General features: G+C 38.6%; 15 protein-coding genes. 9 read left to right on the top strand and 6 right to left on the bottom strand.

Going from position 1 to position 25,616, the window contains the following annotated elements; translation table 11 throughout:
- Position 1: 1 nt before the first annotated feature.
- On the bottom strand, positions 2–940 hold the full coding sequence (locus ACY10D_RS06385) for a sphingomyelin phosphodiesterase (RefSeq protein WP_486999929.1): 939 nt from the start codon (positions 938–940) through the stop codon (positions 2–4).
- A gap of 246 nt (positions 941–1,186) precedes the next feature.
- Between ACY10D_RS06385 and glyS the strand changes: the two genes are divergently transcribed.
- Positions 1,187–3,259 (top strand): glycine--tRNA ligase subunit beta, encoded by a 2,073-nt coding sequence (gene glyS, locus ACY10D_RS06390; RefSeq protein WP_486999930.1) that lies wholly within the window; start codon positions 1,187–1,189, stop codon positions 3,257–3,259.
- A 190-nt stretch (positions 3,260–3,449) separates the two neighbouring features.
- Positions 3,450–4,520: a linear amide C-N hydrolase gene (locus ACY10D_RS06395; protein ID WP_486999931.1), complete on the top strand. Its 1,071-nt coding sequence runs from the start codon at positions 3,450–3,452 to the stop codon at positions 4,518–4,520.
- Here ACY10D_RS06395 and mfd read toward each other — a convergent pair whose 3' ends face one another.
- Both mfd and ACY10D_RS06405 read right to left on the bottom strand, forming a co-directional pair.
- The gene (mfd, locus tag ACY10D_RS06400; protein ID WP_486999932.1) at positions 4,521–7,982 is read right to left on the bottom strand and encodes a transcription-repair coupling factor; all 3,462 of its coding nucleotides are present in this window, start codon (positions 7,980–7,982) and stop codon (positions 4,521–4,523) included. It lies immediately after the preceding gene.
- Positions 7,983–8,067: 85 nt separating this feature from the next.
- Positions 8,068–8,811, bottom strand: a complete 744-nt coding sequence (locus ACY10D_RS06405) for an SDR family NAD(P)-dependent oxidoreductase (protein ID WP_486999933.1) — start codon at positions 8,809–8,811, stop codon at positions 8,068–8,070.
- Between the two features lie 270 nt (positions 8,812–9,081).
- Here ACY10D_RS06405 and ACY10D_RS06410 point away from each other — a divergent pair, with 270 nt between their 5' ends.
- Positions 9,082–11,217 (top strand): adenosylcobalamin-dependent ribonucleoside-diphosphate reductase, encoded by a 2,136-nt coding sequence (locus tag ACY10D_RS06410; protein ID WP_486999934.1) that lies wholly within the window; start codon positions 9,082–9,084, stop codon positions 11,215–11,217.
- Positions 11,218–11,310: 93 nt separating this feature from the next.
- Positions 11,311–13,140, top strand: a complete 1,830-nt coding sequence (locus ACY10D_RS06415; RefSeq protein WP_486999935.1) for an alpha/beta hydrolase fold domain-containing protein — start codon at positions 11,311–11,313, stop codon at positions 13,138–13,140.
- Positions 13,141–13,142: 2 nt separating this feature from the next.
- Here the strand turns inward: ACY10D_RS06415 and ACY10D_RS06420 are convergent, their stop codons facing one another.
- Positions 13,143–13,613 carry a polyhydroxyalkanoate synthesis regulator DNA-binding domain-containing protein gene (locus ACY10D_RS06420; protein WP_192483874.1) on the bottom strand — a complete coding sequence of 157 codons (471 nt, stop codon included), beginning with the start codon at positions 13,611–13,613 and terminating at the stop codon, positions 13,143–13,145.
- Positions 13,614–13,839: 226 nt separating this feature from the next.
- On the opposite strand from ACY10D_RS06420, the gene ftsZ reads away from it, so the two are divergent.
- Positions 13,840–14,925 (top strand): cell division protein FtsZ, encoded by a 1,086-nt coding sequence (gene ftsZ, locus ACY10D_RS06425; RefSeq protein ID WP_486999936.1) that lies wholly within the window; start codon positions 13,840–13,842, stop codon positions 14,923–14,925.
- Between the two features lie 149 nt (positions 14,926–15,074).
- Here the strand turns inward: ftsZ and ACY10D_RS06430 are convergent, their stop codons facing one another.
- Positions 15,075–17,141 (bottom strand): AMP-binding protein, encoded by a 2,067-nt coding sequence (locus tag ACY10D_RS06430; protein ID WP_486999937.1) that lies wholly within the window; start codon positions 17,139–17,141, stop codon positions 15,075–15,077.
- 157 nt (positions 17,142–17,298) lie between these two features.
- On the opposite strand from ACY10D_RS06430, the gene ACY10D_RS06435 reads away from it, so the two are divergent.
- The 3 genes from ACY10D_RS06435 (at position 17,299) to ACY10D_RS06445 (ending at position 24,316) form a co-directional block, all read left to right on the top strand.
- Positions 17,299–17,730, top strand: coding sequence for a universal stress protein (locus tag ACY10D_RS06435; protein ID WP_486999938.1), 432 nt, complete (start codon positions 17,299–17,301; stop codon positions 17,728–17,730).
- A complete protein-coding gene (locus ACY10D_RS06440; RefSeq protein ID WP_486999939.1) occupies positions 17,723–20,425 on the top strand; it encodes a PD-(D/E)XK nuclease family protein in 2,703 nt (900 codons plus the stop codon). Before ACY10D_RS06435 ends, ACY10D_RS06440 begins: the two co-directional genes overlap by 8 nt.
- A gap of 93 nt (positions 20,426–20,518) precedes the next feature.
- Positions 20,519–24,316, top strand: coding sequence for a glycosyl hydrolase (locus ACY10D_RS06445; RefSeq protein ID WP_486999940.1), 3,798 nt, complete (start codon positions 20,519–20,521; stop codon positions 24,314–24,316).
- A gap of 3 nt (positions 24,317–24,319) precedes the next feature.
- Here the strand turns inward: ACY10D_RS06445 and ACY10D_RS06450 are convergent, their stop codons facing one another.
- A complete protein-coding gene (locus tag ACY10D_RS06450) occupies positions 24,320–24,601 on the bottom strand; it encodes a hypothetical protein (protein ID WP_486999941.1) in 282 nt (93 codons plus the stop codon).
- A 268-nt stretch (positions 24,602–24,869) separates the two neighbouring features.
- Here ACY10D_RS06450 and ACY10D_RS06455 point away from each other — a divergent pair, with 268 nt between their 5' ends.
- On the top strand, positions 24,870–25,532 hold the full coding sequence (locus tag ACY10D_RS06455; RefSeq protein ID WP_486999942.1) for a phosphoribosyl-AMP cyclohydrolase: 663 nt from the start codon (positions 24,870–24,872) through the stop codon (positions 25,530–25,532).
- The last annotated feature ends 84 nt before the right edge of the window (positions 25,533–25,616 follow it).

Consider the following 25,616-nt stretch of genomic DNA (forward strand, 5'->3'; position numbering starts at 1 on the left):
TCTAAGGGTAAACCAACGTGCCAATCATTGCATAATGATCAGATAAATCTGGCATATCACCTAGGCGCTTGTTTTTAAGGGCAACGATTTCAACGGTTGATTGTGTAGCACTTGGACATATTGCGCCATCGATACAAAGAATGTGATCAAGTGTCGTTCTTTCATCACTGACAGCCATACTGTTGGTTAATTTGTCATAGCTAAAGGGCAGTGTGTTTTGAGCAAAAGGCGCGCTTGATTTTAAGTGCAACATATGAAGCAATGTTTGATAGACGATATTGCAAGTGGTGGTTTTTTCGGAACTTGAGTCGCCGCTATTTGCGTTAAAGTCGCCCATTAAAATCACTTTGTCATTGCTTGTGTAATGTTGATTTGAAATTGCTTCTTGCAGAGCGCTCATTTGTCTTTTCCAAACATTAAATTCATTATCATCAATAGTGCCGCTAAAGCTTTGTGCATGTAGTGAAATGAAGTTATATACTTGGTGATCTTTTTCAATGGCAACAAATACTGCCCCTTTGTTAGAAATCCCTTCAAGTCCATAAGAGCGTGGGAAAACAACATAGTGAGGCTGACCAACAATCGGATATCTGCTGTAAATAACAACGCCACCATTAAGCAAGTTAAGATGCTCTAAACTTGGCTGACCCACGACATTTGTCCGATATTTATAGCCAAAAGCCTTCATGCGTTTATCCAAGATATAAAAAGAAATCGGCGCAATTGCTTCTTGTAATGCGACAACATCGATATTATGTTTGGCAATTTCTTTAGGGATATAATAAGCGCGCTGATAAGGTTTATTTAAATTCGTGGTTAATGGGGTAGGGATATTGGGTAATAAATTCACATTATACGTCATCACTTTGATCTCAGTAGCAAATAGATAAGGTGTGATTACTAACATCAAAGCACTTATGACTAACTTCCATCGTTTCATTGTCTTCTCCTTTAATTTCCTTTTAAGTTGGGGGTGAGCATGTCGTCTCATATGCTCAAGGACAGTGTAGAAGAAAATGATGCGAAGTACATTAAATCAGGATGAAAATAGTACTTTTCCCTTAGAATTTTAGGTTTTTACTTTTTCTGCTGTTTTTATTGTTTTTAACGCTTTTACTTACTTTTGCTCGCTATTAACGTTAAAATACAGCCCCATTGCAAGTGATGAAATTAACGAAATTGATTTATGTTGGATACTGCTGATTTATTATTTGAATTAGGCACGGAAGAGCTGCCACCGAAAGCCTTAAAAAATATGGCGCAAAAGCTATTAGAAAATGTCAGTAAAGCATTAGATGAGTTAGAGATTGGCTATCAAGCTAAGCGATTTTATGCCTCACCAAGACGTCTGGCTTTTGTGATTGAACAATTACAAACAACACAAAAAGATAAATTAATCGATAAAGAAGGTCCCTTTATCGATAAAGCATATGATGCGGATGGCAAGCCAACTAAAGCCGCTTTAGGATTTGCCAAGTCTTGTGGAGTGAGTTTTGATGAGCTTACCACCATTGAGCACAGCAAAGGCACACGCCTTTTTTATCAAATAGCACAAAAGGGGCAGCAAACCAAAGATATTATTGCTGATGTTATTGATATCGCATTGAAGAAATTACCGATTCCTAAAATGATGCGCTGGGGCGATGAAGAATATCAGTTTGTGCGTCCTGTGCATTGGGCTATATTGCTTCTTGCTGATGAGTTAGTTGATGCTTCCTTTTATGGCTGTAAAACTTCGCATATCAGTTATGGTCATCGCTTTCACGCGCCAGATGCAATACATATTAATAATGCCAGTGAATACGTGGATAAACTGGAAGCGGCACATGTGCTAGTTGACTGGCAAGTACGTAAAGACAAAGTAGTCACTTCTGCCAAAGCTTTAGCTGCAGCACACCATGCCAATGCTGTATTAAATGATGACTTAGTTGAAGAGGTTACAGCCATTGTCGAGTATCCGCATGCTTTATTATGTGACTTTGATCAAAACTTTCTGCGCGTGCCACAAGAGGCATTAATATCGGCAATGGAAGAACATCAAAAGTGCTTTGCCTTAGTTGATGATAACAATAAGATGATCAATCATTTTATTACCATGAGTAATATCGCGAGCTCAAACCCACAAACTGTGATTAAAGGTAACAATAAGGTCATGGCAGCACGTTTATCAGATGCTGCATTTTTCTATGATACCGATGTTAAAAAGCCGTTAGAAACGTATGTTGAAAAGCTAAAAGTTGTTACATTCCAAAAAGCGCTAGGCTCTGTATTTGATCGCACAGGGCGTATCGCCTTATTAGCGCAAGCGATTGCTAAGGACATTGGCGCAGATGAGATGCTTGCGCATCGCGCGGGTTACTTAAGTAAGGCAGATCTCATGACCGATATGGTTTATGAGTTTACTGATCTACAAGGCATTATCGGTAAATATTATGCCAAAGCGCATGGCGAAGACAGTGAAGTGTGTCAGGCAATTGAAGAGCAGTATTGGCCAAAATACGCAGGCGATAAGCTACCTCAAAGTAAAATATCACAAGCGCTAGCTATTGCTGAGAAAGTGGATACTTTGGTTGGTATATTTGGCATTGGGCAAAAGCCAACAGGGGATAAGGACCCATTTGCCTTAAGACGTGCGGCGATTGGTGTATTACGTATCTTAAAAGAGCATCACTTAGCGATCTCATTATCAACCTTGATTGAGTTATCGATCAACACCTTCCATGCTGATCAGTTAAGCGCACAAGCAGATTTAAAGGATAGTTTGAAGCAATTCTTCATTGATCGCTTGAAAGTGATCTATAAAGAAGAGGGTGTAGCCGGAGAAATCTTTGAAGCGGTTAAAGCGGTTGATCACGCCGATGTTGCTGATTTTGATGCGCGTATTAATGCCTTACTTGCCTTTAAATCGCATACAGCATGCGAGCGCTTGGCACAAAGCAACAAACGTGTTGCCAATATTCTGGCAAAAAATAACGCGAATGATGCGTTGAGTATTGATCAAAGCTTATTACAAGAAACTGCAGAGATTAACCTATTTGAAGCATTGCAGTCTGTTGAAAGTAAGTTATCTACGTTAATAAGTGACAAAAAATACCAAGAGGCGTTATTGATTTTATCAACATTGGATGAACCAATTGCCGAGTTTTTTGAACACGTCATGGTGATTGCTGGGGATGAAAAGATTAAAAATAATCGTCTGGCAATCTTACAAAAAATAGCGTACTTATTTCGTCAAGTCGCTGATTTATCTGTTTTATAACAAAAAATAGTAGCGCGTATGCTATACGCCCCTACATGCTAAATAGCCCGCGTGAGTTTTCACTTGCGATAAGATAAATTCAAATGATGTATTTAATTACCTTATACCCCCATAAGCAATCGTAATTGTTAAGCAATGATTTATGGTGATAGGATGGCGAATCATTGCTCAATTTAATTTAAGGTAATTTATGTTAATTTCTCGTTACTTAGCTTTCGCACTCCCTCTTTTTGGTATCACCTATGCGCAAGCCTGTACTGATATAAAAGTACAAGCAAAAAATGGCGATGTCGTTATCGGTCGTACTATGGAGTTTGCCATTGATACGAAAGATCAACTGCAGCGCTATTTACAAGGGCAAACATTTCAAACGACTAATCCAGATGGTTCCATATCAATGCAATGGCGGGGCAAATATAACTTTGTGGGTATCTATGCGCAAGATGCCAAAGATGCTGTGTTTGATGGTGTTAATGAACATGGGTTAGCTGCAGAAGCCTTATTATTCCCACATTATGCTGATTATGGACCTAAAGATATATCAGGTAATACTCATCAGAAGTTTGTGAAAATCAATGATTTATTAGTATGGATTTTATCACAATATCAAACGGTTTCTGAGGTCAAAAAGGCTTTATCAACGATCCGAATTTGGGCAGAAAAAGAAGCTGTTTTAAAGCACCAAATACCTGAGCTTCATTTTGTTTTCCATGATAAAAAAGGTAACAGCATTGTTGTTGAATACGAAGATAATGGTCAATTAAAAGTTTATGACAATAAAGTCAATGTTATGACCAATAGCCCAAGTTATCATTGGCATTTAACCAATTTGAAAAACTATTTACATCTGTCGCCATATAATCAAAATTCAATAACCTTTGATGGTGAAGAAATTCCATCGATTAGCCAGGGAAATGGCTTTTTAGGGTTGCCTGGTGACTATACATCATCGTCACGTTTTGTGAAACAATTTGTCCTTTTACATACTGCGGTTCAGCCACAAAACACGCGAGAGGCAATTGTACTAAGTACACATATTTTGAATAATGTTGATATCCCTAAAGGTGCCATGCGTAACAAAATAGGAAATGATACCGTCTATGGCACTACACTTTGGTCAGTTATTAAGGACTTAAGTCATAACAATTTATATGTTAGAACGTATGATAGTTTAGGCTATGTTAAGGTTGATTTAAATACACTATGGCAAGGAAAAAATGGCAAGCCCATTGCAGTTGAGAGTTTAAATACTTTTGAATAGTTAATGCCTTGTTTGTTTTATTTTTGACTGCAATTTATCGATAAACGCGCTAATAAATGCAATTCGCTCTTGGGCTTGAGGTAGTGCTTTTTTAATCACTAGTTTTTGATCCTGGCTTAATTGGAAATCTTGAGGCTGCATTTGCACTAGCGTAATAAGATGAATAGGATCAAATTCAAGTGGTGTATTAAAACCTATCTTGCCACCTGATGAATGCATTTCGATTTTATGAATACCAAGGTGTGTTGCACTTAATTTCAAATGGGTTATATCAAATAAATACTGCGCATGTTCGGGCAATAAACCAAAGCGATCAATCACTTCAGCCTTGACTCTATCTAGCTCATCGTGGGTTTCTGCACTGGAGATACGTTTATAAAGCCCAAGACGCGTGTGCACATCATAGATATATTCTTCAGGGAAAAGTGTAGGGATTCTAAGCTCAATCTGGGCGTCTAATTGAAAGGATTGATTGATCTTGGTTGCATCAAATGTTTCGCCTTTTTGTAGTGCTGAGATGGTTTTTTGCAGTAAGTCCATATAAAGATTAAAGCCAATGCCTTGCATATTACCACTTTGCTCTTTGCCAAGCATTTCACCTGCGCCTCGGATCTCAAGATCATGATTAGCCAACATATAGCCACCACCTAATGATTCCGTTTCTAAGATCGCTTCAAGGCGTTTTTTAGCATCTTTTGCTAATGATGCTTGAGGTGGTGTCAGTAAATAAGCATAAGCCTGATGATGTGAGCGTCCAACGCGACCTCGCAACTGATGTAATTGCGCTAAGCCAAAATTATCGGCGCGTTCAATAACAATGGTATTAGCATTAGCAATATCAATACCGGTTTCAATAATTGTGGTACATACCAGAATTTGATAGCGATTTTGTTGGAATTCAAACATGATTTTCTCAAGTTCACGCTCGCGCATTTGTCCATGCGCTACCGCAATGTTGATATCAGGGAAAAGCTTTTGTAACTCCTCAGCTTTATGATAAATCGTACTAACACTGTTGTGAAGATAATAAACTTGTCCGCCTCTTAACGCCTCACGCATCACGGCTTCTTTGACAATGCCACTGTTATATTGCCTAACAAATGTCTTAACCGATAGGCGTTTAGCAGGTGCTGTGGCAATCACTGACAAATCGCGGATATTAGAAAATGCCATATTTAATGTACGCGGAATAGGGGTTGCCGTCATCGTTAGAATATCGATATTAGCACGCATTGCTTTCATTTTTTCTTTGTGAGTGACCCCAAAACGATGCTCTTCATCGATAATTAACAATCCCAAATTATGGAACTTAATTTTCTCAGATAATAATTTATGTGTACCGATCACAATATCAATATTACCATCGTTGATTTGTTTGATTGCATCGTTTTGCTCTTTAGTTGTTTTAAAGCGTGACAGTACTTCAACAGTTGCACCCATTTCACTAAATCGATCACTAAAATTATCAAAATGCTGTTGTGCTAATAAAGTGGTTGGTGCTAAAACAGCCACTTGTTTATTGTTACTTGCCGCAATAAATGCCGCACGCATAGCCACTTCTGTTTTGCCAAAACCAACATCACCACACACCAAGCGATCCATTGGTTTATCTGAAATCATATCTTTAATGACATCATGAATTGCAATGGCTTGATCAGGTGTTTCTTCAAAGGGAAACCCTTCACAAAATGCCAGATAATCTTTCTCATGGAATATATTGCCATAGCCTTGTTTGAGAGCACGCTCTGCATAAATTGCCAAAAGATCAGCGGCAACATCATTGATCTTTTTAGCCGCTTTTTCTTTTTCTTTTTGCCAAGTATCGGTGCCGAGCTTACTAATGGGTGCATGTTCAAGCTCAGTACCACTATAGCGACTAACTAGGTGTAGTGCATAGATTGGCACATATAACTTTTCATCATTTTTAAATTTAAGCGTTAGAAACTCAGTGTCTTGTGCGCCGAAATCTAGCTTAGTTAAGCCATCAAAACGTGCAATACCGTGTTCAATATGCACCACGGGGCTGCCTAAGCTTAGTTCCGATAAATCTTTAAGGGCGACAGTTGGTATGCTTTGATCTTTTTGCTTAATGCGTGTGCGTAGATTAATTGCACTGTGATTTGCAAAGAGATCAAACTCGGTAACAATCAGTGTTTTATGATTTTTATTATGGGTAATAATACCTTGGGTAAAAGGTGCAACAGTAATCGCGCGTGCTGAGCCCGATTCAAGCGCATCACTGAAGTTAACATAGGTATCAAGCGTCAAACCCAGTTTGCTTAAGTTTTCATACATAAGCGCTTTTCTGCCAGGACTTTCAGCGCAAAAAATAACTTTGTTAAAGCTTGTATTTGTTAATAAATCCAAAAGTTTTTGATAGGGCTCTTTATATTGGTAATGTACATGAATATCAGGTAGAGCTTCAACTTCAAGGTTGTTTGCCTTAGTTTTATCTTGAGATAACCATTTAATGTGCGTGAAGTCTTTGATTAAGCCATTAAATGCAGCAGGGGATAAGAAAACCTGCTCGGGTTGTAAAATAGGGCGCTCGCGATCATGCGCTAACTGGTCATGTCTCGTCAAAATACCAGTGTGATATTTCTCTAATGACAATTGGCAGTTATAAATGCTATGAATGATCGTATCTTGTGATAAATAGTCAAAGAGCGTATTAACACGTTCAAAAAATAGTGGTAGATAAAACTCAATACCACTGATCATCTGCCCTTTAATAATGCTTTGATAAATTTGATTTTGGGTATCTCTGTGCGGTATGAACTCATACCAGTTTAGTGCAAATTGATCGAGTGTTTTTTTATCAAGGACAAACTCTTGTGTTGGCAATATGTTGACTTCATCAATTGGTGAGTGAGAGCGCTGTGTTTCCACATCAATACAGCGAATACTGTCAACTTCATCATCAAAGAGATCAATACGATAGGCGTCATCCGATCCCATCGGGAAAATATCCAAAATACTGCCGCGCACACTAAATTCACCTCGAGCAACCACTTGGGTGACATTTTGATAGCCTGTGGTTTCTAGCTGATGCTTTTTTAGCGTTAGATCAAGTTTATCACCTTTTTTGATCATAAAAGCATTAGTGTGTAAGAAGGATTTTGGTGGCAGATATTTAGTCAACGTATTAACACTGGCAATGATAATGCTATTTGGATTATTTTGAATCTGGTTTAGAGTGTTTAAACGTGATGAGATCACATCTTCACTCGCGGAGAAGTAATCAAATGGTAAAATTTCAAGATCAGCAAAATGCAATATGGTTTTTTGTGGCAGTAGAAAACACAGTTCATCATATAGTTGTAGTGCAATTTGTGCACTTTCACACACTAATAAGTGAGGCTTTTGATCATTTGCCAAGATGTACTCATTTAAGGCAAGCGATAGTGCCGTAGGAATGGCGTTGGCATAAATATTGCGTGTCGCTTTTGGCAGAATCTGCATGATAAATTTAAATCTAGAATATTGCGTGGCGTTATTTTAGCGAACTCATATGGCATATACCAGACAATACCAGAAAAGATGGCAATTATTGCGCGGTATAGCCACCATCAATGGCAATATGACTACCTAATAAAAAGCTGCCGGCTTGATCAATGAGATAATAGATTAAACTCGCTACTTCCTCAGGTTGTCCTAAGCGCTTTGCCGGTTGTAGCAATTGTTCTTCTTTATGAATGGTATCAATATCAGCGCCTGATTTTTGACAATAGTTTCGTATTGCTTGCCAATAAAGCGGTGTTTCAATCGTGCCAGGACAAACACAATTGGCAGTAATATTATCTTTAGCATAATCAAGGGCAATGTTTTTGGTCAGCTGAGCAATAGCGGCTTTTGTTAAACCATAAACTGCTGAGTTATTTTTAGCAACAAAAGACTGATCAGAACCGATAGTAATAATGCGTCCACCATGTGCGTTTTGCTTCATTAATGAAATGCTTTCTTTAAGCACAAAAAAGCATGAGGTAAGGTTAGTGTTTAACACGCGAAAATAATCTCTCTCTGATGTATTTTCAATGCTGGCAGAGAAATGAATGCCAGCATTAGAGATAAGCGCGTCAATACGTGGATATTTTTCTTTAATGTGTTTAAAAGACTCACTAATTGCCGCAACTTGACTTAAATCCGTTTGAATATAATCAACACCAGGAGTTTCATTTGGGGCGATATCTAGATTAATCACCTGATAATTATTGGCATGAAACAGCTTACAGCAGGCTCTGCCAATGCCTTGGCTGCCGCCAGTAATAATAATGGTTCTTTTTGAGGTCATAACGAGACTTGATTGCTTTGCTTATGGCTATTAACTTTAAAGAAAAAGTGACTGAAAGCAAATGTAATTTATGATTTTTAATAACCCCTTTTAGACCTAGCTCTTGTCACATGCCATCAAAAGGTTCTATTTTTATCACAGGATCTAGTCACAGCGGGTGAGTCAAGTCATATTACGAAAATATTCAAGGAAAAAGTTGCCGCCTTTCGTCGGAAATATCGCTAGAATAGCGAATGTATTTTGTTATTTTTAGGTTATGAGGAGCCCGTCATGTCGTTGACAGAAGCAATACCAACAATCGATTTCCAAGCAGCATCCTTGGATATTTGGGATAGTAAATATCGTTTAAAAACACGCTTAGGTGAGCCTGTTGATCAAGATATTGATGCGACATATCAGCGTGTTGCCAAAGCATTATCAGAGGTTGAGGCAACCAAAGCGTTGCAACAAAAACATTATGAAGAGTTCTTGTGGGCATTAAGAAATGGTGCCATTCCCGCCGGAAGAATTGTCTCTAACGCTGGTGCGCTTGAGCATAAGCCTGCGACTTCTACGATCAACTGTACGGTTTCAGGCACGATTCATGACTCAATGGATGATATTTTGCAAAAAGTACATGAATCAGGATTAACACTTAAAGCCGGATGTGGAATTGGTTATGAGTTCTCAACATTGCGTCCAAAGGGTGCCTTTGTCGCCGGAGCTGGTGCGCATACTTCAGGTCCCATGTCATTTATGGATATCTATGACAAGATGTGCTTTACCGTGGCATCAGCAGGTGGTAGGCGTGGTGCACAAATGGGCACCTTTGATGTTGGCCATCCGGATGTATTTGATTTTATTCGTGCCAAACGCGAAGATGGGCGTTTGCGCCAATTTAACTTATCATTATTGATTACCAAAGACTTTATCGATGCTGTTGAGCAGGATGGACAGTGGCATTTGGCTTTCCCGATGACTGAGGCTGAACAACAGGCACATAACATTGATTTGCAAGACACAACACAAGTATTATGGCGCGATTGGCCGGTCAAAGATGACTATATAAATGATGATTCAGGTCTTGTTGCTTGTAAGATTTATAACACGATCAAGGCGCGTCGCTTGTGGGATATGATCATGTCCTCAACTTATGATTATGCTGAGCCTGGGTTTATCTTGATCGATAAAGTTAATGAAGATAATAACAATTGGTTTTGCGAGACCATTCGTGCTACAAACCCATGTGGTGAGCAGCCATTACCGCCTTACGGTTCTTGTTTGTTAGGTTCGGTTAATTTAACTAAATTTATCGAAGCACCATTTACCAAAGAGGCTCGTTTTGACTGGGATAAATATCGTAAAGTCGTGCGTATTTTCACGCGCATGCTTGATAATGTCGTCGAGATCAACGGTCTTCCACTAAAAGAGCAGCGTTATGAGATTGAATCTAAGCGTCGTCATGGCATGGGCTTTTTAGGCTTGGGCTCAGCAATTACCATGCTTAAGATGAAATATGGCAGTAAAGACTCGGTGATGTTTACCGAGGAAGTTGCTAAACAAATGGCATTAGAGGGTTGGCGTGAAGGCGTTAAATTAGCTAAAGAAAAAGGTAGTGCGCCAGTACTTGAGAAGGACTTCGCCGTTACAGAAGAGTTTTTGCGCTTACGTCCTGAGATGGCAGCAGATGGCGTTAAAGTTGGTGATGTAATCAAAGGGCGGATGTTGCATGCTAAATATAGCCGATATATGCAACGCATTGCTAAAGAGGATATCTCTATTATTGATGCCATTTGTGAGCATGGCTGTCGCTTCACACATCACACATCTATTGCACCTACGGGCACGATCTCATTATCATTAGCAAATAATGTGAGTAACGGTATTGAGCCAAGCTTTGCCCATCACTATGCGCGCAATGTCATTCGTGCAGGTAAAAAATCCAAAGAAAAAGTAGATGTATTTTCCTATGAGCTATTGGCGTATCGTCAGTTAGTTAATAACGAGGCAATGCCATTTGCTAAAGATCAGGCACAGCAATTACCTGAATACTTTATCAGTGCTGATAATGTCAAACCGAAAGAGCATGTTGATATTCAATCAGCTGCACAAAAATGGGTTGATTCAAGTATTTCAAAAACCGCTAACGTGCCGACGGATTTCCCGTTTGCTGATTTCAAAGACATATATCTTTATGCCTATCATCAAGGTTTAAAGGGATGTACAACCTTTAGATTTAATCCTGAAGTTTTCCAAGGTGTTTTGGTTAAAGATGAAGATCTTGAAAAAACCAAATATCGTTTCACGCTTGATGATGGTTCAATGCTTGAGCTAAAGGGTAATGAAATGATTGAGTATGATGGTGAAGAGCATACAGCAGCAAACCTATATGACGCTTTAAAAGAAGGATATTACGGCAAATTTTAATCCTTAAAAATAAAACTTTGGCTGTTTAGATTGGATAAATGGTTAAGACTATCCGATAATATACATCAAGCAATTAATCCATAAGGAAATATTATGTGGGCAATTATCGGTAGCAGTGGATTTGAAGAGTTTGATGAGTTTGAAATAGTAGAAACATTGCCACGCGAGACACCATTTGGACTATGTTCAAATGGCTTTTATCGTATTAAGGTTGGCGATGCTGAAATGTTGTTCCTGTGTCGCACTGGACAGTCTGAAAATATCTTACCAAGTAAAATCAATTATCGCGCGAACATTTATGCACTGAAAAAGCATGGCGCAACAGCTATTCTGGCGTTGTCATCTGTGCGCAGCTTGCAAACGGTATTAAAACCTGGTGATATGGCAATACCTTATCAGTATATTGACCGCACTAAGGGATTGCGTGAATCGACTTTTTGTGATGATGGCATCTTAGCTTATGTATCATTAACTCATCCAATCAGTGAAAAAGCGGCTGATATTATCAAAAAACAAAAGAAGCATTTTGATTTCCCGATTCATTTTGGGCAAATTTGTGTATGTATTGATGGACCACAATTTCCAACGATGATTGATGCTAAATGTTATCAAGCAATGGGTGGTGGTGTGATTGGCATGACGGCTTTTCCTGAGTTTGCCTTAGCACGAGAAGCGGGACTTCATTATTTGCCTTGTAATTTTATTGTTGATTATGTGCCGTGGGCGGACGATATTGATAATAATGACTGTATATTGCAAACCCGTTTTGATAACCATGCTAAGGCGGTGATGTTGATTCATTGGGTTGGTGAGAAATTAACTGAATTTGCGCAAAGTGATTGTAGTGATCAAGGTATTGCAAGCTCTATCAGTGGTATGGGTGACAGAATGACACCGCGCCAACAAAGTTGGTTTAATGTATTAGCCAAATCTAATAGTGAAGTTATTATTGCCAAAGAAACTGCTGAAAGTATTCGTGAAGTAACCCTTTATCATGGGCAAAAAGCCGTACCAGAAAAACTGCAAAACTTATTAGACTTTGTCAATAAATATAGAAAGGATGAGATTTTATCGATCGAAGGTGTGCGCAAATCAGCCGCATCGCTTATGCTTTACGCTGGCAGCAAGGTTGATATTGCCTCTGTGCGTGATTTTGCGGTGAAGGTAGAAGGGCGCGAGATTAATGTGCGCTTGTACCATCCAAATCCTAAAGAGCATTTGCCTATTGTGATTTATACGCATGGTGGTGGCTTTGTATCTGGAACACTCGATTCATTTGATGCGCCATGCAGGCATTTGGCGCATACAACCCATCGTGTGGTGTTGGCTATTGACTATCGTTTAGCACCTGAGAATCCATATCCTGCAGGCTTTAATGATACCTATCAAGTTGCTAAATGGGCATATGAGCATGCTGCTGATATTAAGGCGGATCATAACGACTTTACCATGATTGGTGATAGCTCAGGAGGTAACTACACGGCACTTTGTGTTGAGAAATCCATTCAAACCGGTGAGTTTACGGTAAGTAATCAAGTCCTTATTTATCCGACAACTGATTTAACACATAACACAGAATCAATGCGTGAATTTAGCCAAGGGTATTTGCTAGAATCACGTCAAGTCAACTGGTATAATGCACAGTATCGTCCTAAAGATATGAATGGTACTGAACCACAGATATCGCCACTGTACATTAAAGATCTTGAAAAAATGCCACGCACTATGGTGTTTACTGCAGGCTTTGATCCATTAAGAGATGAGGGCTTACTCTTTGCACAGAGTTTAATGGAAAAAGGTGTCGATACACACCATTATCACTTTGATAATATGATTCACGGCTTTATTAATTTTGGTAAGTTGGTTCCACAGGAATGCGAAGTGTTATATCAGCGGATTGAACGTTTTTTAGCTGCTAAATGATGCTATGACTTTTTAGAACTTTTTAGGTTATCCCACGACTTTTGCCAGCGGTTAATATTGTCTCTTGCGGTGGTGTTGAAATAATCATTTGGTGTTATTGCAGCATTTGGTTTTTTAGTAATGGCGGCAGTGGCATGCTTTTGTCCTAGATATAAATCAAGTGTTTTGTTAAAACACATGACCAATGTGTTTTGCATATCTGTACCATAAGACTTAATAACTTGTGCTAAAAACTCATTACTGAACATTTGTCTTGGGCTCGTCTCCTCAAGATCATTAATAATCTGCATTAATACACTTCGGGTAATGTCTTTGCCGCTTTTATTTTCAACTACGACGACATTCTCATGTTCAATTATCAGTTTATGTACACCCTCTGCGGTAATGTAGCAACTGTCCTGTGTATCATATAAACGCCGATTAGGATACTTCTTAATGAGCCTAACCTCGTTTTTATCGTATTGCTTCTCCATGAAAAAATTCCCATCATCTAGAAAACTTACTTGAATCGCAGTGTAACATAAATCATTCATTATCAATATATGAGAAAAGCAAATACACAGCGTAAAAAATAATTTATGCTAAATTTCTTTTATTTACGAAAGATTTTTGCATGAAAGCGCAGAAATATCATTATTTTAGCGTATTTATGTATATACTATAGGCGTTTTAGTTAAGGGAAAAGTTTTAGGAGAAACGATGGCAAGTTTAGAGCAAGAACAACATTCAAGTGGTTTTGAACATGGTCGCATTAAAGTAATCGGTGTTGGCGGCGGTGGCGGTAATGCCGTAGGTTACATGGTCGAGAAAGGCTTACAAGGTGCGCAAATTTATGCGATGAATACAGATAAGCAAGCACTTGATAAAAATGCCGCACCCCATAAGGTGCAAATTGGTGAATTTATTTCCAAAGGACTAGGTGCCGGAGCAAATCCTGAGGTTGGTCTTAAAGCTGCGCAAGAAAGTATGCATAATATTGAAGAGGCTATTGCTGATTGTGATATGTTATTCATTACTGCAGGCATGGGCGGTGGTACTGGTACAGGAGCAGCGGGTGTTATTGCTGAAGTTGCAAAACGTAAAGGCATTGTGACGGTAGGGGTAGTGACGACACCCTTTTCATTTGAAGGACGTCGACGTGAAGTTGTTGCCAGACAAGGTATTTCAGCACTTCAAGAGCATGTCAATTCCTTGATCGTTATACCTAATGATAAATTACGTAAATCATTGGGTGATAGAACAACACTAATGGAAGCATTTCATGCTGCCAATGATGTGCTTTTTAATGCAATGTCTTCAATGACTGGGATTATTCGTACCCCTGGTCATATTAACGTTGACTTTGCGGATGTGAAAACAGTTATGGCATCCCCTGGTTTGGCAGTGATCGGTACGGGACATGCCGGTGGTGAAGATCGCATTTTAAAAGCGGTTGATAAGGCGGTTTCTTGTGACTTGTTGGAAGATATTGAGCTGAAAGATGCCAAAGGTTTATTGGTATGTGTCACCTCTAGTAATGATATTTCTTTAGGTGAATTCACCGAGTTAGGTGATCGTGTGGCAGAGATTGCATCTCCTGATGCGCCAGTTATTATCGGTACCTCAATCAAAGAAGATATGGGTGATAATATCGATATCACGATTATTGCAACGGGCTTTGATGTTGATGTCACAACTGAGCGTTATAACACGATTCGTCAGGTGAAAGCACAGATTCAATCTAATCAAAATAGCTTAACCGAAGGGCAAACCTTGGCGCGTAAAGCAAATCCTGAAGATAATTAATAACCGGAATTACGACGTTTGCTATTTCAACACCCCGCCTCGCAAGCTTAAGCACTCCTCTTGCAAAGAGGGGTGGCAGCCGTAGGCTGACGGGGTGTTTATAAGGCCATAGTTTTTCTAAAGTGTGTAACTTCGGTTAATAAGCTTACTTAGCAACACGGACTATTTTGACAATATTGCGCATAATGCGCTTTTAATTCACGATGCATTACCTTGTTGCTGGCTGTTCTTGGCAATTTTTCAATTAAAATAACATCGCTTATTTTAAACAAAGGGTTTAAATGCTCTTTAAGCAATGTTTGCATTTGTGATTTTAACTGACAAAGATCCATTTGTACTGTTGGTACAACATAAATAACGAGTTTAGATATGCCTTCAACCTCGTCATTAACTGCCACTGCAGCAAGCTCATAAATATGTGCTAAATTCAAAAGCACTTGCTCAATCTCAGCACTTGAGGTTTTAATGCCACCTAAATTCATGGTGTTATCAGCGCGTCCCAATGAGCGGTAATAGCCATTGGCTGTGCGCCTTAATAAATCACCATGTCGACGTAATGGCATATTATTGTAAGATGGCATATCACGATAATATATATCACTGTTATCGGCATTTAATAAGCGGTTGGATAAGCCTAATGCATAAGAACTTAATGCAGCTTCACCAATGCACACAGCGTTTTGTGGCAAAATGTGATGCCTCTCATCCAAAAGCTTAAGCTCAATACCAAAACATACTTGCGAGAATTGGGAGGGGACATTCGCCTGCAACAGTGTTGAGCTAATATAAGCACCACCAATCTCAGTGCCACCACAGTATTCTATAATCGGTTTATAGCCGGCATGTAATGACAGATAAAACATATCTTCAACATTAGAGGACTCCCCAGTGCTGGCAAAGAGCTTAATATGCTGCCAATTAACTTCTTCAAGCACGGCATGAGTGCGCCATGCGTTAACGATACTTGGAATAACACCTAATTTAGTGACTTGAGTTTTTTCAATAAACTGGGCGAATTCAAGTGAAGTTGGTAAATCTTCAGTTAATACCATCGTTGCTCGATTTAAAAAGACAGCAAATACAAGCCATGGCCCCATCATCCAGCCAAGATTTGTTGGCCACGCCCAGATATCTTCTTTGTTAGTATCCATATAAAGCTTGGCATCGGTTGCTGCTTTAAGTGCCGTACTTTGCTCCCAAATAATGGCTTTTGGTGTGCCTGTTGTGCCTGATGAGAATAAAATATTAATCACACCTTGCGCATTATGTAGATAAGGGTCAAGCACGGTACTTATGTTATGCGGAGTTAATAAGTCATCAAAAGACATGTCATTAACGCGTAAGTTAATGCCTTGATTTTTAGTGTTTAAGCAGATAATTGATGAAATCTGACAATTCATGATCTTTTGATAGAGCTCAAGTGTTTTATTGCTGCGAGTGATTACATCTTGTGTTACTACGAGTTTGCAATTGCTAATACTAAGCCGTTTATTGATTTCATTCTCGGAAAAGCTATCGGCAATTGAAACAACACTCGCACCAAGATAGATAACAGCCAAGTAAGTTGCCACTGCCTCGATATTCATCGGCATAATAATAGCAACGGTATCTTTGGGGCTTAATTGATAATGATGTTTAAGCCCTCGAGCAATTGTAAGCACTAAGTCTTTAAGCTCGGTATAATTTATTGTTTGATCGGTATATTTACCATAACGAACCCCTTTATAAATAATTGCAGGCTTCATTGCAAGATCATCTTCAACATCAATACAGCAATCAGCAATATTAAAAGAAGCGCCCGGTAACCATGTTGGTGTATAGGGGAATAATGACATATCAAAGCTTGTTAATGGTTTTTTGCTAAAAGATAAGCCCAAATCAGCAATCGCTTGCCCCCAGAAAGCTTGAGGGGCATCAATACTGTATTGATAAAACTGAGAAACATCCGAAAAATTAAGCTGATTAAGCCATTTGCCTAAATAGCTATTTTTCATTGTTTCACTATCTGGCAACCAAATAGGTTTAAATTCGCTCTTAGCATAACAAAGGTGATATAGCTTATAATGGCTATCAAAAGGAATATCGGATGTTAAATAGTATTGTGTTAGTTGTTGCCATTTTTCCTGAGGTGATAGTTTGCTTATAAGCAGTTGTTTGATAGCATTTATATCAGCTATTAATGGTGTATTACATAAAAAATCTAAATCCTTATCCATGGCTTTTCCTTTTTGAAATTGATTTAAAGCACAAAACAAGGATATTGTAGCTAAAATTAAATTGAAGTAAAAAGGTTCATTCCTGCAAAGTATTCGCTTGACCTTAATCCCAAGGTCGGAATAGAGTGTAGATGAGTGCAACTAAAAGGAGATATAAATGTTTGAATACCAAAATATTATTTATGCAATCGATGTTAATGACGATGTGGCAAAAGTATTAGATCATTTGGTTGATTACGCTAAAACCAAAAAAGCAAACTTACATGTTATCAGTGTCCATAAAACCGTTTTTGACTATGGCTATGGCGCAGGTGTTTCAGAGAAAACACCTAACCAGTTAATCAAGGATCGCTTGACACAGAAATTTACTGAAGTCACTGCAAGTATCTCCAAACATGATCATGTGATCTCTAAAGTGATTGATGCGGATTCTGTGGCAGATGGTATTATTGAATATATTGAAAAACAAAACATTGATCTTTTGATTCTCAATGGACATCACCATGGCGTTTTTGGGCGCATGGGTTCAGTCGCAAGCAAGATTTCTAATAATGCACCGTGCGATGTGGTTATTCTGAAAAATGCTTGATGCATATCAACAATTAAATGATGGTCAAAGTATCAGTCATTATCTTAGTTTATTAAATCAAATCAATGACAAAACAATCGTCATTACGGCAAACACTCGCCTAAAAGATCATTTAACGGCAATGTATTTAGACTATGCGCGTAATGAGCAGCAGTATGTCGTATTGCGTGATGCTTTTATGAGCTTTGATGGGGTGGTTGATGCTTTATATACTCACGCACAAATGATTGATAATGCGTTGCCTAACTTAATTAGCGATGATGAGGCACGCTTTTTATTGTTGAGCTTTCTTAAGGACGATGCGGATGTTTTTATGCCCAATGCGCAGCAAGCAAAGCTTGTACTTGGTGCATGGCAATTATTACAACAATGGAATTTGGATGTTAAATCGCTTGAGAGTGAAACAGCAAATAAGAATGTTCGTTTGTTTTTACGCTGGATCGAGCGCTATCAAAATACCTTGATTGAACATAACTGGATAGATAAGTCACGCCTCATCACAGCGCTTTTGGCAAAGCATGAGATATTAGCTAAGACGTTTGCACATTTGGATTATCAGAAAATCATCTTAGTTGGTTTTGATACCTTGACACCACAAATGGAGGCATTTTTTGCGCACTGTGTATCTAAGCTTAATATTACGATAGATAATTGGACTTTAATCAATACAAAAAGCAAGCTGCAAATAACCGAATATCTTGAGGATCAACTGGAGGTTCAAAAAGTTGCTAAAGCCGTCTTTGAATTAAGCCAAAGCGAGCCACAAGCAACAATTGGTGTGATTGTGCCAGATTTACAAACGCAATTTGGCGCTTTAATTGATGCCTTTGATCAGTATTTTATTGCAACTGAAGTCAAACAAAACCCTTTATTAGATAATAGCTCTCGTGAATATACCATATCAGGTGGTGAAAGCTTATTGTATCAAGGCATTGTTTATCAGCTGATGCTATGGCTTAAGATGAGTAAAACCCTAAGCTATGATGATATTAAGTTAATGCTAAGCTCAAGCTATCTTAAAGGGCATGCTGATCACAAAACACAAAGATATCAAAAGCTGCAAGCTCTTAAATCAAAAATCCCTGAATCTATTGAATTTGCTAAGTTGATTAAGCTTAAGTTATTTACTGATGATTGTGATCCAATCTTATTGGAAGTGATCACGCAAATACTACGTTTTCATAATTCACAAAAGCAAGAGGGTAAAATCACAGCCTTTACTTTTATTGAAAAGCTAAAAGAAGCACTTGCAATCCTTGGGTATCTTGATCATTGCAAGCTTACCAGTATAGAGCATCAGGCGTTGGCACAGTTTTATAAGCTACTTAATAAGCTTATTATGTTAACGCGCTTAGAGATTAAACTTGAGTTTAATCAGTGGTTGATAGAGTTACAAACCTTAGCCAGTAACACGCTTTTTCAAACTGAAACAACGACAAATCCACGTGTGCATATTCTAGGGATGCTTGAGGCAACTGAGGTTTATTTTGATCATCTGTTTGTGATACGCATGAATGATAGTAATTGGCCAAGTCTTGCTAACATGAATCCTTATTTGCCTTTGTCATTGCAAAGATCGCACTCGATGCCACATTCCAGTGTCGAGCGAGAGCTTCAATTTGCCAAAACCATAACCAAGCGCTTAACCAAACAGGCGCAACATATATATTTTAGCTATGCTTTATTAAATGATGAAAAAATACAAATGTGTTCCCCTTTACTGATGGGATTAGCTGCAATTGACTATGATCACACAAAGCTTGATTATAAAAGGAATGATGAAGTTCACTTTGATGTATTTGAGGATAGCTCATTGTCAGCCATGACAGCTGAAGCCAGTCAAATACTCAAAGGTGGCTCACAAATTTTTAAAAACTTTGCTGAATGTCCGTACCGTGCGGCATTGATTCATCGGTTGCATCTAGATGCCGATAAGGCGCATAAGCCAATATTATCAGCACTTGAGAAAGGTGTGATTATCCATCACGTACTAGAGCAGATTTGGCGCGAGTTAAGAACATCTGACAACTTAAGCAATATGCCAAGAGATGCACTGATTGAAAAAGTAACGCAACATATCCAATCAGCGTTAAATATGCATGTGGCGTTAATTAATATGCTGCCACAACTTATCAAAGAAGTTGAGATCATGCGTCTGCAAGAGGTGATCTTACAATGGCTTGACTATGAGAAATTACGCCAAGAGCCGTTTGAGATCTTAGCACTTGAGAAAGAGCTCAAATGTACGATTGCAGGGGTGACACTTAAGCTACGTTTAGATCGAATTGATCGACTTAAAGACAATCATACTGTCGTCATTGATTATAAAACTTCTAAAAGTTATCTCATTAGTGATTTGCTAAAATCACCGATTACTGAATCTCAATTGCCATTATATGCCATCTATGAAAATGCCGATGCCGTGGCAGTTGCGACGGTAAACGGTGCTAAGACTGGTTTGCAAAGTATCTCAAGCATTGACGATTGGATACAAGAAGGGCAGCCAAAATCTTATCCTACCAAAAAAATATCTGAAGATGCTCCACAAAATTACACGGCATTAAAACACTATTGGCAAAGACAGTTGGATGAACAAATGTCAGGTTTCGTTGCAGGGGAGTCGATGTTAACACCCTCAGCGGCGAGCTGTCAGTATTGTGAGTTTGCGATTGTTTGTCGTGTGAGTTATTTCTAGTCATCTTTAGTCATCAAGAAAAACACTTGTGATTATTGATCTGTTTGTATACTAAATGTGCATATATTCTTTTGACTTTAAGAGGAGCATATTATGAATACAAATAAGTTATTATCACCTGTTAAGTTTTTTAAAGTGTCACGCCTATCTCGCTATTTAGGCTTTGGCTCATTGTTTTGTTTTTCGCCGGCGTTTGCCGATATCTTACAACTTGAAAAGGGCAGTTATACTGACAGTTTGAATAATAGAGTGGATATAATGAGTGGCAAACCATTTACTGCATTAAATGCAGTACCTAAAGTCTCCTCACAGTTGAGCTCACCTTATCCAACAACCGATTGGTGGTCATCGCTTATTTGGAGCTTTAATAATCAAAACATGTTTTCAGAGGCGATGTTTCCGCATCCGTTAAGTGTCAAAACAAATGCCAAAGGTTTAGAGATTGGCTATCCACAAGAGGCGCGTGTTTATTCGCATGAATGGCAGGGCAAAATTTTGCAACGCAATTCAGGCTATCAATATCCGCATTTTGCTGATATGACGGTTGGTTTAGATGGTTTTAACGTTGATAAGACGGTTGTTGATGACTATTCCGATTGGAGTGTGACAAGCTTATGGCAACAAGGGCAAGATGAGTTAAGAGCGACTTTTGGTCATGGATTACCTTTTACCTATTTTGAAAAAAAGGGCAACAAAGATCTGGTGGTTGAATTTGCTGAGCTAAAACAAAACCATCACTTCTCACCGTTTAATGCACAAGTATTCACATTAGATCATATCAATGGTCAATATCTTGGAAATGCTACAGAGTTTGCCATATTTATTAATGCCAACGCACCAGGCTTGGCGATTAAAGCGCGTATATCCTATGATTTCAACGGTGATGGCGAGTATGACAAAGTCGAGCTTTATAGTAATTTTGCCACGGATGCTGACGAGCAAAGTATTGAGCGATATACGCAGAATGATCGCGGTGGCTTAGATCAAGATCGATCCTATGGTCAGTATCAACACTTTAATAATGGTAAAGTACGTGTTGAGATTTGGCAAACGGAAGGACAAGGAAGCTTGCTACTGGATTTAACACAAACAAGTGTTAAATTACCTTTTCAACTAGAGACGCAAAGCTATTATCTTGATGCGTCAAATCATCACCTAACAGCACATATGCCTGATGTTAATACTGTAAATATCGGTAGCAGTGACGAGCCGCGTGCCGCAGGTGATATCGCCAAGGTGTGGTATCAGTCAAATAATAGTGTTGGTGTTACCATTAACAATCACCATTACGGGATTTTTGCACCACATGGTAGCCAATGGCAGCGATTGCAGTATGGCAATAATGACTGGGTTTATGGTTTGCGATCTAATTTATCCGGCAAAGACTATTTCTCAGTGGCAGTTTTGCCAGACAATACACCAGAGACGCTTAGCTTTTATCAGAAACATGCCTTTGCCTTTGTGCGTGATACGCAGGTGAGTTTTGAGTATCAAAAAGAGCAAAGTCGTGTATTGAGCACTTTTAATATACAAACAGAATTAAAAGAATCTCATCCTGATTATATCAACACGCCATTGGCTGCACTTTATCGCCATCAATGGCTTAATAGCAGTGATGAGTTAAGCGCATATAGCTATCAAAGCGCGCGCGGTGAAATGCGTGTTATCGCGAATAATCATTTTAATACGTCAATACGCTTTCATGGGGTGTTGCCAATATTACCTAAGTTTGATGACAGCACACTGCTGCGCCAAAAGTTTATGGCAGACTTTCAAAGACTACAGGCAAACCCAACACTCTTTAGTGCCAAAGATACTTATTGGCGTGGTAAGGAATATGCCAAAGTTGCCGACCTTATTCAAGTGGCTGATCAATTGGGATTATCGACAGAGCGCGATTATTTATTATCACACTTAAAAAGTGATATTGCCGCATGGTTAACTGTTGATGCCAATAATGATCAGGCATTTTATTATTATGAGCCAATATGGGGTACACTCATTGGCTATCCGGCGTCTTTTGGCAGTAATGATCAGTTAAATGATCACCATTTCCATTATGGCTATTTGGTCAAAGCTGCAGCGGTTGTTGCACTGTACGATAGTGCGTGGGCTCATAATTATAAAGACATGATTAATTTGGTCATTAAAGATGTGGCAAATATTGAACGCAATGACATGCGCTTCCCGTGGTTAAGACAATACGATCTGTATGCTGGACACGCGTGGGCATCAGGGCATGCCAGCTTTGCCTCAGGTAATAATCAAGAGTCATCCTCAGAGTCGATGCATTTCTCAAGTGCGGTGATTTTATGGGCAGAGGCAACACAACAGGATAACTTAAGAGACTTGGGTGTGCTTTTGTATAGCTTAGAAAATCAAGCGATTAATCAGTATTGGTTTGATGTGGATAATGCCGTTTTTCCAAGTGATTTTGGTCATTCTAATAATGCGATTGTCTGGTCTGATGGTGGTGTTTATGGCACGTGGTGGACAGCAAACCCTGAGGAAATCCATGGGATTAATTTCTTACCGATTCATGGTGGCTCACTATACTTGGGGCAATATCCTCAGTATGTTGCTAAAAACATCGCAGATTTGAATGCCAGTAATGCCTTTTTTGAAACTGCCAATGGCAACAATAATCTACAGTGGAATAACTGGCAGGGGATTTTATTGCAGTATATGGCATTGCAGGATCCGCAAGGGGCGATGACAGCTTACCAAAACATGCAATACACGCCAGAATATGGCACGACAGATACCTTGATATATCATTGGTTGCATAATCTGACACTACACGGTCAAGTGGTTAAAGATATTTATGCAAATACGCCAAGCTATGCGGTTTTTAATAACAATGGTCAGTATAGTTATGTTGCCTTTAATGCCGATACTGTGGCGAAAGAAGTGCGCTTTAGTGATGGTGTGAATTTCGTCGTGAATCCTCGAAGTTTCGCACTTTTAGATAATGGCATTGTCAAACATATCCCCTTATCTGTTCAAGAGAATAGCACTGAAGATTCACATGATAATACAAACACAAATAATAACACGAGTGATGAAACAAACAATGCCTCCGAGGATACAACAGATAATAATTCATCGACAAATAACTCGAATAATAGTAATGATGGTAATAACAATGACCAGAATAATCAAAATGATGACAATAATAATGAGCAATCATCATCAACCACAGAGAATAATTCACAAGATATAACCACAAATAATGATGTCGATTTCGCGATAACTGATTCTGAAGAACGTTTTGACGGTGTATTACGCGTTAATGATAGTATGGTCACCATTGAGATAAATAGTGAAGTGACGCGTAACTATATTATTGTGCATTTTATCGATCACAATGGTGTGCAGCAAAATGTTCAACTGGTACTAAATGGTGTGATCAATGGTAAGTCGCAGTGGATTTATAGCACGCAGCATTTTGATTTAAGTAAACCATTTAAATTCACCTTGCAGGATTCAAAATTTGGACAATTTGAAAGTATAACGTATTTAGCAGATGACTTAGCAGTAAATACCGACAATACAGCGGCAAATAATAGTAATAACACAAGTGACTCCTCTAACAACAGCAATCATAACGACGATCAACGTATTGAGGTTAATGAAGCACGCTTTAGCCTATTGGCAGCTATCAATCAGTCTAATGGGGCATTTAATATTACGCTTAATGCCAAACAAGAGCGTGCTTATGTGATTATTCACTATGTAGATAAACAAGGTATTCCGCAGAATAGACACCTTATTAGGCAAGAAAATAATCATTGGCAATTAGATGCGAATAGTTTTGATCAAAATAAAGGTTTTTCTTTAACAATCGATGATCCTCATGGACAATTTTCAACAGAGAGGTATGTTTTCTAAGCATTAAGCATACTGCCCAATTCGCCAGCGGCGAGAGAGAAAATTATCGATATTGAGTTTCTTTTTAAGGAAATTTTGATTTTGTGCCAACATCGGTGTCGGCTCAGGATGGTGGAAATGAAAATTATACTTGCGCGCGATACGACGCAAGTTGCTGACACTACAGTCGAGTAGTTTTGCAATATCATGGGTTTCCATTTTACGGTTCATGCACTGTTGATAAAACTCTAGAATTGAGCAGTGGTAAAGGTTAGTAATTTTTTCTTCAACGGTGATTTTCTTCATTAACTTTCTCCCTATGCGTTCGTCCTTATATTTGTCTTGTCATTAGTGATTTAACAAAACATTACAATTAACGTTTCCTAATTAAGCATCCTGCTTCGGCAAATAAGCTATAATTCAACATGGTGCTTATTAGTTGTCAGTTACTTTATATAAAGCCTTAGCGGTTGGCTAGCATAAAATGTAAAAAAATTGTAAATTTTAGAAATTTAGTGCTTAACTCACTGAAGCATACATGTGGGTACAAACTATAACAAGAAGGAAAAAACCTATGGATAATGATAAAAAACTACCAACATATCAGGCGATAAAAGTTATAAAATTAGACTTAAAGGGACGCATTGCACCTGCTGTATTAGGCTTAGTTTTGGTTTTGAGTGTTGCTGCTACGCAAAAAGTAAATGCAGCAGCGACATCGACTGCAATGGACAATAAAACATTAACAATACCAACGCAAAGTGCTAATAATATTACAGTAGCTGAGGTTGAAAAGGCACAGTCTCAATGGGCAGTAGGAATTGTAGCAATAGGCGATGCTTATACAAATAAAGGAAATTATAAAAAAGTAGCTCAGAACCTAATCAACACGCTCTACGCTTACAATTATGAAAAAGGTGTAGTGATGTTTAAACCAACCAAAGCAAAGGAAATTCCATTTAGATCAACGAAAGAATCCGCTCTTTCTTATTTTGTCGGTGGCAACAAAAAATTTAAAGAAGATAAGGGCTTTGCTCTTCAACCATGGACAAAAGTGGTGTTCCATAACGATGGAATGTATTTCCATGGTGATATGGCGATTGTAATGGGTATGTATGACTTTACTGATGATGAAAATAAAGTAATAACCGTTGAATATACCTTCGCTTATGTTAAAACGCCAAATGGGCAGTTAAAAATTGTCTTACATCATTCTTCTGCACCATTTTCAGATTGATATCCTACAATAAACTCGCAAATTGCCTATATTCACTTACATGTCAGCGTGGTGCGGTATATAATGCCGCCACTGTTTTAGATC

The organism is Cysteiniphilum sp. (genome assembly GCF_057495195.1).